13 protein-coding genes are annotated in these 14077 nt (G+C 43.5%); 6 read left to right on the forward strand and 7 right to left on the reverse strand.

What is annotated here, in order from left to right:
* Nucleotides 1-7: 7 nt before the first annotated feature.
* Nucleotides 8-1027 (reverse strand): ferrochelatase, encoded by a 1020-nt coding sequence (gene hemH, locus QJS82_RS09980; RefSeq protein WP_281490367.1) that lies wholly within the window; start codon nt 1025-1027, stop codon nt 8-10.
* A 104-nt stretch (nt 1028-1131) separates the two neighbouring features.
* A complete protein-coding gene (locus QJS82_RS09985) occupies nt 1132-2436 on the reverse strand; it encodes an RNA-guided endonuclease InsQ/TnpB family protein (RefSeq protein WP_281490368.1) in 1305 nt (434 codons plus the stop codon).
* A 74-nt stretch (nt 2437-2510) separates the two neighbouring features.
* Between QJS82_RS09985 and tnpA the strand changes: the two genes are divergently transcribed.
* On the forward strand, nt 2511-2909 hold the full coding sequence (tnpA, locus tag QJS82_RS09990; protein WP_438656014.1) for an IS200/IS605 family transposase: 399 nt from the start codon (nt 2511-2513) through the stop codon (nt 2907-2909).
* 54 nt (nt 2910-2963) lie between these two features.
* On the opposite strand, the gene QJS82_RS09995 is transcribed toward tnpA, so the two are convergent.
* Nucleotides 2964-3842, reverse strand: a complete 879-nt coding sequence (locus QJS82_RS09995; RefSeq protein ID WP_348651568.1) for an IS3 family transposase — start codon at nt 3840-3842, stop codon at nt 2964-2966.
* Nucleotides 3842-4153, reverse strand: a complete 312-nt coding sequence (locus QJS82_RS10000) for a transposase (RefSeq protein ID WP_281490369.1) — start codon at nt 4151-4153, stop codon at nt 3842-3844. The genes QJS82_RS09995 and QJS82_RS10000 overlap by 1 nt, the downstream gene beginning before the upstream one ends.
* A gap of 585 nt (nt 4154-4738) precedes the next feature.
* Between QJS82_RS10000 and metX the strand changes: the two genes are divergently transcribed.
* The 4 genes from metX (at nt 4739) to trhO (ending at nt 9100) form a co-directional block, all read left to right on the forward strand.
* Nucleotides 4739-6124 (forward strand): homoserine O-acetyltransferase MetX, encoded by a 1386-nt coding sequence (metX, locus tag QJS82_RS10005; protein WP_281491711.1) that lies wholly within the window; start codon nt 4739-4741, stop codon nt 6122-6124.
* Nucleotides 6121-6738 (forward strand): methionine biosynthesis protein MetW, encoded by a 618-nt coding sequence (gene metW, locus QJS82_RS10010; RefSeq protein WP_201620228.1) that lies wholly within the window; start codon nt 6121-6123, stop codon nt 6736-6738. The genes metX and metW overlap by 4 nt, the downstream gene beginning before the upstream one ends.
* Nucleotides 6739-7157: 419 nt before the next feature.
* Nucleotides 7158-7739, forward strand: coding sequence for a tetratricopeptide repeat protein (locus QJS82_RS10015; RefSeq protein WP_201620227.1), 582 nt, complete (start codon nt 7158-7160; stop codon nt 7737-7739).
* Nucleotides 7740-8014: 275 nt separating this feature from the next.
* The gene (trhO, locus tag QJS82_RS10020) at nt 8015-9100 is read left to right on the forward strand and encodes an oxygen-dependent tRNA uridine(34) hydroxylase TrhO (protein WP_281490370.1); all 1086 of its coding nucleotides are present in this window, start codon (nt 8015-8017) and stop codon (nt 9098-9100) included.
* A gap of 70 nt (nt 9101-9170) precedes the next feature.
* Here the strand turns inward: trhO and QJS82_RS10025 are convergent, their stop codons facing one another.
* Nucleotides 9171-9704 carry a DUF488 domain-containing protein gene (locus QJS82_RS10025; protein ID WP_281490371.1) on the reverse strand — a complete coding sequence of 178 codons (534 nt, stop codon included), beginning with the start codon at nt 9702-9704 and terminating at the stop codon, nt 9171-9173.
* Between the two features lie 339 nt (nt 9705-10043).
* Nucleotides 10044-11270, reverse strand: a complete 1227-nt coding sequence (gene serA / locus QJS82_RS10030) for a phosphoglycerate dehydrogenase (RefSeq protein WP_281490372.1) — start codon at nt 11268-11270, stop codon at nt 10044-10046.
* Between the two features lie 529 nt (nt 11271-11799).
* Here serA and QJS82_RS10035 point away from each other — a divergent pair.
* Nucleotides 11800-13260, forward strand: a complete 1461-nt coding sequence (locus QJS82_RS10035; protein ID WP_281490373.1) for an FAD-binding oxidoreductase — start codon at nt 11800-11802, stop codon at nt 13258-13260.
* 148 nt (nt 13261-13408) lie between these two features.
* Here the strand turns inward: QJS82_RS10035 and QJS82_RS10040 are convergent, their stop codons facing one another.
* A complete protein-coding gene (locus QJS82_RS10040; RefSeq protein WP_281490374.1) occupies nt 13409-14041 on the reverse strand; it encodes a BLUF domain-containing protein in 633 nt (210 codons plus the stop codon).
* Nucleotides 14042-14077: the final 36 nt, after the last annotated feature.

A 14077-nucleotide genomic window follows, 5' to 3' on the forward strand; every position in this document is an offset into this window, starting at 1 on the left:
AAAACAATTAAGCCCAGCCATCCAAGGTTCCTGCCCAGCCTTTGACCAAAGGCAAGCTTAATGCTTCTAGCAAATCAATATGCGCTTCATCAAGATTCAACGCTGGAATATAATGATACTCCTGCCCGCCCGCGTTAAGAAAATTATCACGATTTTCAATCGCCAATTCTTCCAGTGTTTCTAAGCAATCAGCGGAGAACGCCGGACTAATCACCTGTACTGAACGCACCCCAGATTTGCCCCAATCTTCTAGCACCATATCGGTATAAGGCTTGACCCATTCTTGCTTACCAAAGCGCGACTGGAAACTGATAATCCATTCATCATCTTGCAGACCAAGTTCATGCGCGACTTGTGCGGCGGTACATTTGCAACGTTTTGGATACGGATCACCTTTATCAGCATAAGGCTGCGGAATACCGTGGAAGCTAAACATCAGCTTTTCAGGCTTGCCATGTTCGGCCTGAAAGCGGCGAATCGAGTTGACCAATGCTTTGATATACAGCGGATGGGCAAAGTAATCTTTGACAATGCTATAGTTTGGCAAGTTACGTTGCTTTAGCGTCCATTTGGTTAACGCATCATATACCGCACCGCCAGATGATGCCGAATACTGCGGAAATAATGGCAAGATAATAAAATGATCAACGCCTTCGCTACGCAAGGTATCCATCACATCAGGCAGGCCAGGATTGCCATAGCTCATCGCCGGATGCACAGACACGCGAAATGGCGCCATGCTATCAGCCAAGCGCGGCTCTAACAGCTCAACCTGACTTTTTAGTATTTTGCGAATGGGCGAGTCGCCTTCCCAAATACTGGCATAAGCCTTTGCGACCCGCTTAGGGCGGCTTGGCAATACAAACAGGTTTAGAATAATCGCCCATAAGAATTTAGGGATTTCAATCACGCGCGGGTCAGATAAAAACTGTTTGAGGTAGCGACGTACGGCTGGCGCGGTTGCCTCATCTGGCGTACCTAGGTTGACTAACAAGACGGCAATACGTGGCGGCAATTTAGGTTTCATAGAGTATTATTTATTCACTTATTAAATCATCAGGAAATATATTAGTTGACATACTCCCGCCACTTTCGCCAAGCTCAAGTGTGGGATTCTAAAAGCAACAGCTCTTAGGTGGCTTTCTCACGAAGACCACAAGTTTTCTGTTTCATCGGGCGACCTTTACCGCATCCTCCCTCCGCAGACAAAACGGCATGTCCTGCCGCTAATATATTGCGAGCCGCATTAAAATCAGCGTTCGCAACATACCTGCATTTGACGCACTCAAATCTTGCCTGAGAGCGCCTATTTTCTTTGGCAATATGCTGGCATTGAGAGCAGGTCTGGCTGGTATATCGTGGATTAATTTTTATAAGTAATCCGCCTTGCCAGTGCTGCTTATACTCAAGCATATCAACCATCATGCCCCAACCTTGATCTAAGATCAACTTGTTCAATCCTGACTTAGCTTTGACATTGCGCCCATGCTGAACGGCAGAGCCGCTAGCTGACTGCGACATATTGACTACTTTCAAATTCTCAACAACAATCATGGCGTGGTTTTTGCTGATATTGGTGGTGATTTTATGCAAGTAATCATGGCGAATATTGGCGATATGATGATGAATTTTTTGAATCTTACGGTTTTGTTTTTGCCAGTTTTGGCTAAATAAAACCTTACGACTCAACTGCCGTTGCAACTTTGCCAGTTTGACTTGATTGGATTTAAAGCTATTTTTGGGTTTAATGTACTGACCGTCTGAGGTACTGATGAGTTTGGTGATGCCTAAATCAATGCCGATGGCGGTTTTAGAAGGGTGAATTGGGTTTTCAATCTCGCGCTCACACCCAAAAGACACGGACCAGCGCCCTGATTTCTTGCTAATAGTGACGTTTTTAATGGTGCCGATGATATCTTGCGACTTTCTAAACTTCACCAAACCAATACCATTCGGTAGTTTGACTCGATTGCCTTCAATACGGCAATACTTATCAAATTGAACCAAGCGGATTGAATCACAGCCATCTGATTTACGCTTAAATCTTGGCATTAGTGGGCGTAGTTGAATCTCTGTGCCATCAGCCAATTTAAAGAATTTAAGCTTTCTTATTTTCTTCTTATTTTCTTTTAACCTGGCATGAACTTTCGGATCAAAAAAGCGTGACCAAGCCGATGCCAAGTCACGAACTTTTTGTTGTAAAGACACCGCATTTGAGTGGCTTTTTAAGAACTCAAAATCAGGATTATTCTTTAAATCCATGATTTTATTAACCAAGTTGGTGGCATTAATAAACTCATTGTTGGCAAACATCTCGAATGACATTGCTAGCATTTGATTCCAAACAAAACGCGCAGAGCCGACAAGGTTATTTAAAATAACCTGTTGCTCTACGTTAGGCTCAAGCCTAAATTTATACGCCTTGTTGATTTTCATTTCTGACTACTTTCTCAATGAGTGTGTATTTGATATAATACATACAACATTAGCACTTTAGGGTATTAATTACAATGAGTGAGATATATAAAAACCGCCATGCCGCCTTTAATCTTCATGTTCATTTGATTTTTATCACTAAGTATCGAAAGAAGGTGTTAGGCGAGGTGCATCATAAACAATTTAGTGAGTATGCCGCCGAGGTCTGTAGGAGCTTTGATGCTGAGTTAAAAGAGTGTAATGGTGAGGCCGACCATATGCACATGCTGATTCAGTACCCACCGACAGTGCAGATAAGCAAATTGGTTAATAACTTGAAGTCAGTCACCAGCAGACGCATGAGAGGTGATTTCATTGATTTAAGAGCTGCTTATCTAAAGCCTGTACTTTGGTCACGATCATATTTTGCAGGGTCATGTGGTGGTGCGCCATTAGAGGTTATTAAGCAGTACATTCAAAACCAACAAGGTTAATAACTTATGCGAAATTCACCTCCACCCTAATGTCGTTTGGAGTGTAGTGGTCAACTAATTTAGGACACCTGATAAGAGGTTTTTATTAAAGTAGCGCTTCTCTTTTTCTAGCGGTGTTAAATAGTCATTAAAACTGTGCGGTCTCACGATTTGATAGTAGCCCCAGATATAATCAATAATGGCGCTTTTAGCCTCAGCAATATTCTCGTAGCCGCCCTTGGGCATCCATTCTGTTTTAAAGCTTCTAAAGAAGCGTTCAGTCGGTGCGTTGTCCCAACAGTTACCTTTTCGGCTCATACTTTGAATCATGCCCTCACAACTGGCCACGGATTCAGCGAATGTCTTACTGGTGTAATGGGTTCCCTGATCGGAGTGAAACAGCACTCCAATTGGCTGTAAGCGCGTCTGATATGCCATCTGCAGCGCTTTGGTTGTCAGCATACTGTCAGGCGAATCTGACACCGCAAAGCCAACAATACGCCGAGCATATAAATCTAAAACAACAGCTAGGTAGCACCAACCGCCTTTGATACGAATATAAGTCACATCGCCCGTCCAGACTTGATTAGGCGCTGCTGGGCTAAAGTTTCTATTTAAGATATTGTGATGCGTTTTATGCACCTCGTCAGCGTGCTTGTATTTATGCGTCTTCAATTGACAGCTTTTAAGCCCCATCTGCGCCATGAATTTACCTGCTATATAGCGGGTCAGCTTGATGCCGTGTTCATTAATTAGTATTGCGGCAATGCTGCGAGCGCCTGCTGAGTGCTTTGAGTCGTTAAATATTTGGCGGACTAATGCTTTGGTTTTGACAGTTTCAAGGTTGATGGGCTTGGGCTGCATGCCATAGTAGTAACGGCTCTTCATCACGCCAAACAGCTTGCACAGAAGGCTTTTACTGACCTGTTTGTCTTGCTCTGCAAGCTGGCTGATTAGCGATAGCCGTTCAGGCTGTCCAAGGCCAGCAGAGCAGAAGCCTTTTTTAGTATGTCGCGCTCCATAGTCAGCCGCTTAACCTGCTTACGCAGCTCTTGAAGCTCGCGCTGTTCATCCGTTAAAGCGTTGCCGACTTTAGGTGCTTCGCCACTCATTTCTTGACGGTATTGACTCAGCCATTTCTGCAAGGTGGATTTACCTATACCTAATGAATCGGCCACGTCAGGTATTTTACGTTTGTGATCAACAACTAAGCTGATAGCTTCTAATTTGAATTCTCGGGTATATTGATTGCGTTTGGTGGTCATACTATTTTCCTTCTTTGGGTTAGTATAACCTCTTAATAGCTGTCCAATTTTATTATGCCACTACAGGAGTCTTCTTTCGCTTTTTGAGATAGAGACATAACGAGCAAGCAGAGAAGCTTATAAACGAGATATTATAAGGTTTAAAATAGCTGCTATTGTTCGCCTTTAGTGTAGCATTTTATAAGAGCAGAACGCATGGTAAAGGCAACCGTTATACACTTTCATATGTGCTTTGATACCTGCCTTGATACCTGCCTTGATACCTGCCTTGATACTTGTCTTGATACTTGTCTTGATACTGTCCTTAATCGACGCTTAAAATAAAGACTGCCTATCAAGGTTGTACTCCTACGCACATCGCCATACAATAGACAAGCTTATAACAATAAACTAGTTAGACCAATGACTGTCGCCATCCTAGGTTTGTTTCATTTATAACCGTTTTTTTATCCATGACTATTGTTTTATCCATAACTGTTGTTTTGTGAGGTAGCTTTGAGCGCACGTTCTGATAGTACCAGTGAGCATTCCCCTAATCATGCCGCTAATGCAACCGATGCCGTCGGCTCGGTAGGTTCAGTTGGCATCGTCACGCCGCAGACTTTTCATTTCGCTGAGCCGTTGACCTTGGAGTGCAATCGCACCCTGCCCTCATTCGATTTAATCTTTGAAACTTATGGCACGCTCAATAGCGACAAATCAAACGCCATCCTTATCTGTCACGCCTTATCAGGTAGCCATCATGCGGCAGGCTTTCATAGTGACGACGATAAAAAAGCGGGTTGGTGGGACAATATGATTGGCCCTAATAAAGCCATTGATACCAATCAATTTTTTGTCGTGTGCGTCAATAATATCGGCAGCTGCTTTGGCTCTACTGGTCCAACGACCATCAATCCTGACACCGTCAATTCAAGCCAAGACAGCTTAGACCAAAGTAGCTCAAATAAAGACATCACAAACAAGAATAATGAGAACAGCGAGCCACAAGTTTATGGCCCTGACTTTCCCCTCGTCACCATTAAAGACTGGGTAAAAACCCAAGCCATACTCTCAGACCGCTTAGGCATTGAGGTGTGGCATGCCATCGTCGGCGGCTCAATGGGCGGTATGCAAGCCTTGCAATGGTCGGTCGATTATCCAGAGCGCTTAAAACGCTGCGTGGTTATTGCCAGTACACCAAAGCTTTCTGCGCAAAACATCGCCTTTAATGAAGTTGCGCGCCAGTCCATTCTATCCGACCCTGATTTTAAAGACGGACGCTATTTGCAGGCGGGTACTTATCCTCGTCGCGGGCTTATCCTTGCGCGTATGGTTGGTCATATCACCTACTTGACTGATGACGCGATGAAGGCAAAGTTTGGTCGTGATTTAAAATCTGGTAAGTTTATGTATGGCTATGATGTTGAGTTTCAAGTTGAGAGCTATTTGCGCTATCAAGGCGAACGTTTTAGCGAAAACTTCGATGCCAATACTTATTTGCTCATGACCAAAGCGTTAGATTATTTTGACCCGACGCGTGATTATCCGTCAGCAGCAGGCTCATCAATACAAACATCGGCAGAGCTAGAAACCTCCCTCGCCGCATCAGTAAAAGCTGATTCTACCGAAAACGAGCTTGAGGAAACGTTAAACAGTAGCGCGGATATTGCTACTGCTGACAATGCTGATAACGTTAATGTAGCCAATGCAAAAGAGCTAAGCGCACTTAAAGCCGCCTTCGCTCATACCCAGTGTCAGTATTTGGTGGTGTCATTTACCACGGACTGGCGTTTTGCGCCCGAGCGCTCACAAGAGATTGTCGATGCATTAATGGCGACTGGTAAGCCGGTCAGCTATATCAATGTCGATGCCCCGCACGGTCATGATTCGTTTTTATTTGATATTCCGCGTTATATGGGTGCTGTTAAAGGATTTTTGACCGCGCCATTTATTGCTAATAGCATGACAGCCAAAGGAGCACGCTCATGAGAATGGACCATCAATTGGCTGAGCGTTGGATTGCACCGCACTCGCATGTGCTTGATTTAGGCTGCGGCAATGGTGAGCTACTCGCCCATTTACAGCAAAATCTAGGCGTGACCGGTTATGGACTTGAGATTGATGAAGATAAAATCAATGAAGCCATTACTAAAGGCCTATCTATCGTCGAGCAAGACCTCAATGATGGCTTAAGTCGTTTTGCAGATAACAGCTTCGATACCGTCGTTATGGCGCGCGCACTGCAAGCGGTGAAGGCGCCTGATGTGCTCCTGCTCGATATGCTACGCGTCGCCCGCGAAGCCGTCATTACCTTCCCTAACTTTGCCCATTGGCAAAACCGCCTGCATTTGGGCTTAAAAGGTCTGATGCCAGTTTCAGAAGCGCTGCCTTACGAGTGGTATAACACGCCTAACATCCATTTGTGTACCTTTAAGGACTTTGAGCAGCTGTGCGCGCAGCATGATATTCATATCATCAACCGCTTTGCTGTCAGTGATTCGGAAAAAGGTCATAACCCGCTAATGACCGCATTAATACGCCAAGCCCCCAACCTTTTAGCAGACGTCGCTATCTATCGTGTTAGCAAGCAAAAACGGGGTTAATAATCGTATTTTTTATTGTTTATTAAAGCGAATTTAACGCCATTACTACCTATTTTAATCTTAAGCGATTGTTAATTCCTCCTTACCCTTCAGTAACTCTATGATTTTATTGAGGACAATGAGGTACAGTTAGGAATTAAATCCTGTAATTAGTATTTGAGTTTCGTAAGTTTGGGTGTTAAGCTAGCGAAATAGTGTCAATCACCCCCTAATTACGACCGTTTGTCGGGTTAATCAGGGACGACTAGGACACTACCGATATGAAACACTACCAACACGAATTATTTTGCTAATGATTAGGTAAGTTGGTATTGCAAGATTTCACCTAATTGTTATCGCCGTCTAACTGTCTTTAGCGAGACAATTTTTAGCGGTGCAACTTATCTTTTGCTTATTAACTGCCTAATTTTGGAGCTGCTATGAAATTATTAAAAGCTGCGTTGTTTACTGCCCTGTTTTCTTGTGCGGGCCTTGCCAACGCTGAGTTAATATCAAACGTGCCACTTGATACCTCACGTTTTGAGCTAATGCCTATCAGTGAGCTGTCTGCTAGCGCTGCCCAAGGTAACGATCACGCCCAGTTTTACCTAGCCAAGCGTTTGCAAAAAGGTGAAGGCGTTGCTCAAAATACCCAACAAGCTGTCCAATGGTATACCAAAGCAGCTCAGCAAGGCGTTGCCCCTGCTCAGTTGAATCTTGCCATCATGTACTTGCGCGGTGAAGGTGTCCAACCAAACCTACAGCAAGCACGCCTTTGGTTAGAAAAAGCGGCAATGCGCGGCGATAACCGTGCCAGCTATACGCTTGCTTTGCTAGATGAAAAGCAAAAGAACCTAGTCGATGCTTATAAATGGTACGACTTGGCTGCCCGTGATGGTATGCTCGATGAAAAAGTACGTAACAAAGCTCGCGGTAAAATCGGTCAGCTAGCATTGAACTTATCAAGCTCAGACATTGCTAGTGCCCGTAGCAAAGCCGATACTTGGTTTCAAAGTAAGTAAACTCTAATTTTGCTTTACGCAGTGAATATAAAAAAAGCTCAGTATTTTACTGGGCTTTTTTGTTTGCCATTTTTATTATCTCTCATATTTCTATGAGATTTTAGAATGATAAAACCTCCAAAATCTTCCCAAAATTTGCTAAACTACGCGCGCATTAGCGAATTCCACAATTGCGCTAGTGTTATGAGCTTTACCAATTCGTTTTAACCGTTAATTTTAAAAAGCACCTTAAACCCAATGCACTAGGTTTGCGACCTAGCCAGCAGGAGAAAAACATGAGTACCAATCAAGACAGCAGCACCAAAAATAGCAGCATCCAACAAAGCACTGCAACTGATAACAAAGCAGCGCCTGCTTACGATAGCGTGACCAATAACATCGTCGTTGCCGCACTTTATAAGTTCACGCGCTTTAGCAATTTTGAGCAATATCGTGAGCCGATTTTAAATACCATGCTTGATAATGATGTCAAAGGCACTTTATTACTGGCCAGCGAAGGCATTAACGGCACAATTTCTGGCAGCCGCCAAGGTATCGATAATGTCTTAGATTATTTGCGCAGTATCGAAGCGATTGGCAGCTTTACTTTTAAAGAATCCTATACCCATGCACAGCCTTTTTACCGCACTAAGGTGAAGCTTAAAAAAGAAATCGTCACCATGGGCGTTGAGAATATCGACCCGTTACAATCGGTTGGGCGCTATGTAAAACCAAGTGAGTGGAATGCGCTTATCTCAGATCCTGACGTTATTTTGATTGATACCCGTAACGATTATGAAGTTCAAATCGGTACGTTTCAAAACGCGGTTAATCCAAACACCGAAACCTTCCGCGAGTTTCCAGAATACGTGGCAAAAGAGCTTGACCCAGCGAAACATAAAAAAGTCGCCATGTTCTGTACTGGCGGTATTCGCTGTGAAAAATCTACTGCTTACATGCGCGAACAAGGCTTTGAAGAGGTTTATCATTTAGAAGGCGGTATCTTAAAGTATTTAGAAGAAATCCCAGCCAGCGAATCAATGTGGCAAGGCGATTGCTTCGTCTTTGACAATCGTGTGTCGGTCAATCATAACCTAGAAAAAGGCAACTATGAGCAATGCTTTGCTTGCCGTATGCCGATTACTCATGAGGAAATGCAAAGCGCCGCCTATATCAAAGGCGAGTCGTGCCCGCATTGTATCGATAAAGCGACTGAAGAACAAAAAGCCCGCTTTCGTGAGCGCGAGCATCAAATGCAGCTAGCGAAAAAACGTGGCGAAGCGCATATCGGTAGCGATGTGATGGACGTCATAGAAAAGCGTAAAGCAGCCAAAATTGAAGCACGTCGCCAAGCGGAAGCTGCGAATAAAGCCAAAGCTTAACGGCATTAAGGTTTATTAAATAAAGGTTGTAAAAAAAGAGGTCACTAGCGCCTCTTTCTTTGTTTCTTTTTTATACCGCTGGATAAATTACTTGGTCTTGACCATTTAGCTCGGCCCCTGGTGTAGGCTTGGCAACATCCAAGCGACCAACGCCCATAATATGTTCTACCCTATAGCCTCTAAGCAGTAAATAATCGGTAATAATACGCCGATGGCAACGCCACCATACTGCTTCAGAACACATAAGAGTAAGACGCTGTTTTTCTCCGAGTTGAATGAGTTGATCGAGGGCGGCTTGAAAAGTATCACTTAACGCATAATCCGCATAGTTATGAAAAGCTTGCACGCGCCACAGATCATTAATGTGTTCATTGACTTGCTTTTGCTTCGGACGTCGCCCGCCAAGGTCGGCGCAGTGCTGATAACTGATGCCAACTTGACTGAGCGCTTCTGGAAAAGTATCGATATTAAAAACAGGGTTGGTACGAGAACGCGGAAAGCTGCGTACATCGATGAGCAGTTCGATATCGGCTGCTTGAAGCATCTCAATCAGCTCATCAAGGCTACGGGTCGAATGTCCAATCGTATAAAATGTGGTAGTCATAATTTAAGCCATTGTTGAATTGTCGCATCGTTGTTTTAAAATTTATTGTCGACATTCTATTTTGCATGGTTTTGTCTTAAATGGTTCAATGGTTTTACTCATTCAATATTAACCAGCCTCAACCTGCCCACTCATTAGGACTTTTGTAGGACAATCGTGCTCGAAGGTCGCTAACGCAGCAAAATCAAGCAAAGCAAACTAAATCTCTACTACTTATAACTATACCCAACATAAAAAAATAGCAGACAACCACCAAGGTCATCTGCTATTTCATTTACCTTACTTTAAGACGTTAAACGTATATTTATACCGTCAGTCTGAAACGTTATGAATAATCTATTAAAACAAGATACGTACGCGAATGGTTTCTTCAACGTCTTTTAGCTGGTCTAATGCAGCTGTTGAATCGTTATAATCCACATCCATCACCAGATAACCCACATCACCTTCGGTCATTAAGCTCTGCGCTAAAATGTTGATATGCGCTTCGGCGAACAGACGGTTAATCTGTGATAGTACGCCTGGAACGTTTCTATGGATATGCAGCAGACGATGCGTGCCTTCTTTAAACGGTACAGAAACTTCTGGGAAGTTCACCGCAGTTGCAGTATCACCTTGATCAGAGTAACGAACAAACTTATCGGCAACTTCAAGACCGATATTTGCTTGCGCTTCTTGGGTTGAACCACCGATATGCGGCGTCAAGATAACGTTATCGAATTTACGCAGTGGTGACTCAAACTCTTCATCAGCAGATTTTGGCTCTTTCGGGAACACGTCAATCGCTGCGCCCAAAATTTTACCTGACTCAAGAACTGCCGCCAAATCATCAATCTCAACACAAGTACCACGAGCGGCATTGATAAAGTAGCTGCCGTCTTTCATATGGGCAAACTGCGCCGCGCCCATCATATAGCGCGTGCTTGGTAAATCAGGCACATGCAAGGTGACGATATCAGCCGTTGATAATAGCTCTTCTAAGCTACCTACTTGCACGGCATTACCTAGTGGCAATTTGGTCAAGACATCATGATAAATGACTTTCATACCGAAGCTTTCAGCCAATACCGACAATTGCGAGCCGATAGAGCCATAACCGACGATACCGATCGTCTTGCCACGTACTTCATGTGAGTTGGTCGCAGACTTGCCCCAACCGCCACGGTGTACGGTCGCATTCTTTTCAGGGATACCGCGATATAGCATAATGGCTTCGGCTAGTACCAGCTCAGCGACCGAACGGGTGTTCGAATATGGCGCGTTAAAGACAGGAATACCCAAATCACGAGCGGCGTCCAAGTCTACTTGGTTGGTACCGATACAAAAGCAGCCAATACCGATAAGCTTGTGGGCGTGCTCAAGGACTTCACGCGTCAGCTGCGTGCGCGAGCGGATACCGATGAAGTGAGCATCTTTAATCTTTTCGATAAGCTCATCTTGATCTAAAGCGTGACTGATATTCTCGATGTTATGATAACCAGCCCCTTCCAATACTTTTAACGCATTGTCATGTAGACCTTCAAGTAATAAAAACCGGATCTTGTCTTTTTGTAGTGATAACGCCATGTGAGAACTGTCCTATAATTGTCTTATAAAAATCATCAGTGGGATAAGTATGATGGATGAAACGAAAACAGTTTGGATATCTTACACAAAATTTGGCAGCGATGTTAGCAGATTAGATGAATTATTGCTTATCAAGCCTGAAAACTTTTTATGCTATAGTGAATCACGGTATATAAACCTGATATCTAAACCTTGTACTTAGAGTTTGCGCTTAAACTTTGCACTTAGAACTTGTACTTAAAATTTGCATGCAAACGCTGTATCTAAAATTTATTAAACTGTTTTTTTTAATTATGAATATTACTTACACTAGTTAGGCGCATGACCGCATATCTATCTATCATTGCAACACGCGCTCACTTATACTTATATCAATTATATGAACCCAGTTGCTTATATAAATCCATAAACCCAATTATTTATACTCAATTATTTATATAAACACAGTTATAACCGCTGAGTTATATCCATTTAGCGATATAATAATCCCTTTTATGCATAGCGCTTACGTTTCTACCGAGATTTGACCATGACTTCTTTAGCTAGCCAAAGCAACACTACCGCCCAAAATGACTCTACGACCCTTACTACTGCTGTCCAAAGCATCTTAAGCAACTTGCTTGATGTGCATCAGTTTGACGCCAGCCAAATCAAAACCGATAGCGAGAGCTTAGAGCATTGGGGCAAAGACTGGACCAAGCACTTTGCTCCTGCTGCTGCCGCAATTGTCTTTCCAAAGACCACCGAGCAAGTACAAGCGATTGTACTGCTTGCCAATGAGCACAACGTAGTATTAACGCCAAGTGGCGGTCGTACCGGTCTGTCTGCTGGTGCAGTCGCCGCTAATGGTGAGATTGTCGTCAGTATGGATAAAATGAACCGTATTGGACAGTTTTATCCTGCTGATCGTATGGTTGAGATTGAAGCAGGTGTGGTTACGCAGCAGCTACAACAGTTTGCCGAATCAAAAGACCTATACTACCCTGTCGATTTTGCTTCAGCAGGTTCCAGTCAAATTGGCGGTAATATCGGCACCAATGCCGGCGGTATTAAAGTCATACGCTACGGCATGACCCGTCAATGGATTATGGGGCTCACAGTTGTCACTGGTAAAGGTGATATCTTGCAGCTTAATCGCGGTATGGTTAAAAACGCCACGGGTTATGATTTGCGCCAATTGTTTATCGGTAGCGAAGGTACGCTTGGCTTTGTCACCCATGCCCAAATCAAACTTGAGCGTCAGCCGCAAGATTTAAACGTCATGGTCTTAGGCATGGACAGCTTTAATGATGTGATGAATGTGCTCTCCGCCTTTCAAGCACAAATCGATTTAACCGCGTTTGAGTTCTTTGATGATGTAGCGATTGATAAGCTCATGGCACATGGTCAAGTACAAGAGCCGTTTGAATCACGCACCAAGTTTTATACGCTGCTAGAGTTTGAAGCGCCTTATGAGCCTATCATGGATAAAGCCATGGCAATCTTTGAGCATTGTATGGAGCAAGGTTGGGTCGTCGATGGCGTGATGAGTCAGAGTCTAGCGCAAGCAGAAGAGCTGTGGAAGCTGCGCGAGTATATCTCTGAAACCATCTCAGTATTTACCCCTTATAAGAATGACGTTTCAGTATTAATCAGCTATGTGCCTGAGTTTATCACTGAGATTGATCATATCGTCAGCAGTAACTACCCTGACTTTGAAGTGTGTTGGTTCGGGCATATCGGTGATGGTAACTTGCATCTGAATATCTTAAAGCCTGAAAACATGCGCAAGGATGATTTCTTTGCCGAGTGTCAAATCGTCAATAAATACGTATTTGAAACGGTGCAAAAATATGGCGGTTCAGTATCTGCTGAGCATGGTGTTGGTATGACCAAAAAGCCCTATCTGAATTATAGCCGCAGTGAGACTGAGATTGAATATTTACGCGCAGTTAAGAAAGTCTTTGACCCAAATAATATTATGAACCGTGGTAAGATTTTTGATATGTAATTGCTTGAATTTATTATTATTGCAATAAGTTTGATGACATAAAAAAAGACGCTAAACGTTAAGTCTAGCGTCTTTTTTACTATTGAGCTGGCAATGCATCGTTTGTATAAAAGATGAAAAGCGTAAAAGTAGTTAATCTATAAGATATTTATGATAAATAAAGCAGTACCAAGGCGATAATCAGTAAGATACTTAAACAACCTTGAACCATTAGAAAGGCTTGATGCGGGGCGGCGACATGACGCACCATATTGCCAAGCGCATTATAAGTAATGCCTGCCGCTTTAACATGTGGCGGAGTATCAAAGGTTTGGATAATCTGCAAAAACTGCTCGGTACGCTCGGGCGACCAATCTTGCGGCGCAAATGGCAAATATGCTGACAATTGAGCGGCTTGCTGCTTAGTCGTTGGCGACCACAACCAACGCTCCAAAAACAGCAAACGCATCCGCCAATCAGTAAAGCTGCGACGCTTAATGGTTTGTAATAGTAATACTTGCACATTTTTATGGCGGGTATCCGCAAAGATACGCTGGGTAAGCGCCGCGACTTTGGCTTTTTCGCCTTCCATACATTGTAAAAAATGACCATTGCCATAACATAAAGTACCGGTGATGCCATGCTGTTCATTATAGTCGCGCGCATGGCCTTCCACTTCATCAAATATCGTCGCATTCAACCGTGAGGCAAGCGTCAAGCTGCTAACATACACCAGCTGTACCAAGGCCGTGTCTGCTATTTCATCTAATTTGCTCAAGGCATTAGGATGAGTGAGGGGCATAATAAAAATCCTAAAAGGTCACGGTAACAAGCAATT

Origin of the sequence: Psychrobacter maritimus, from assembly GCF_029953575.1 — a bacterium.
GTDB classification, from domain to species: domain Bacteria; phylum Pseudomonadota; class Gammaproteobacteria; order Pseudomonadales; family Moraxellaceae; genus Psychrobacter; species Psychrobacter maritimus.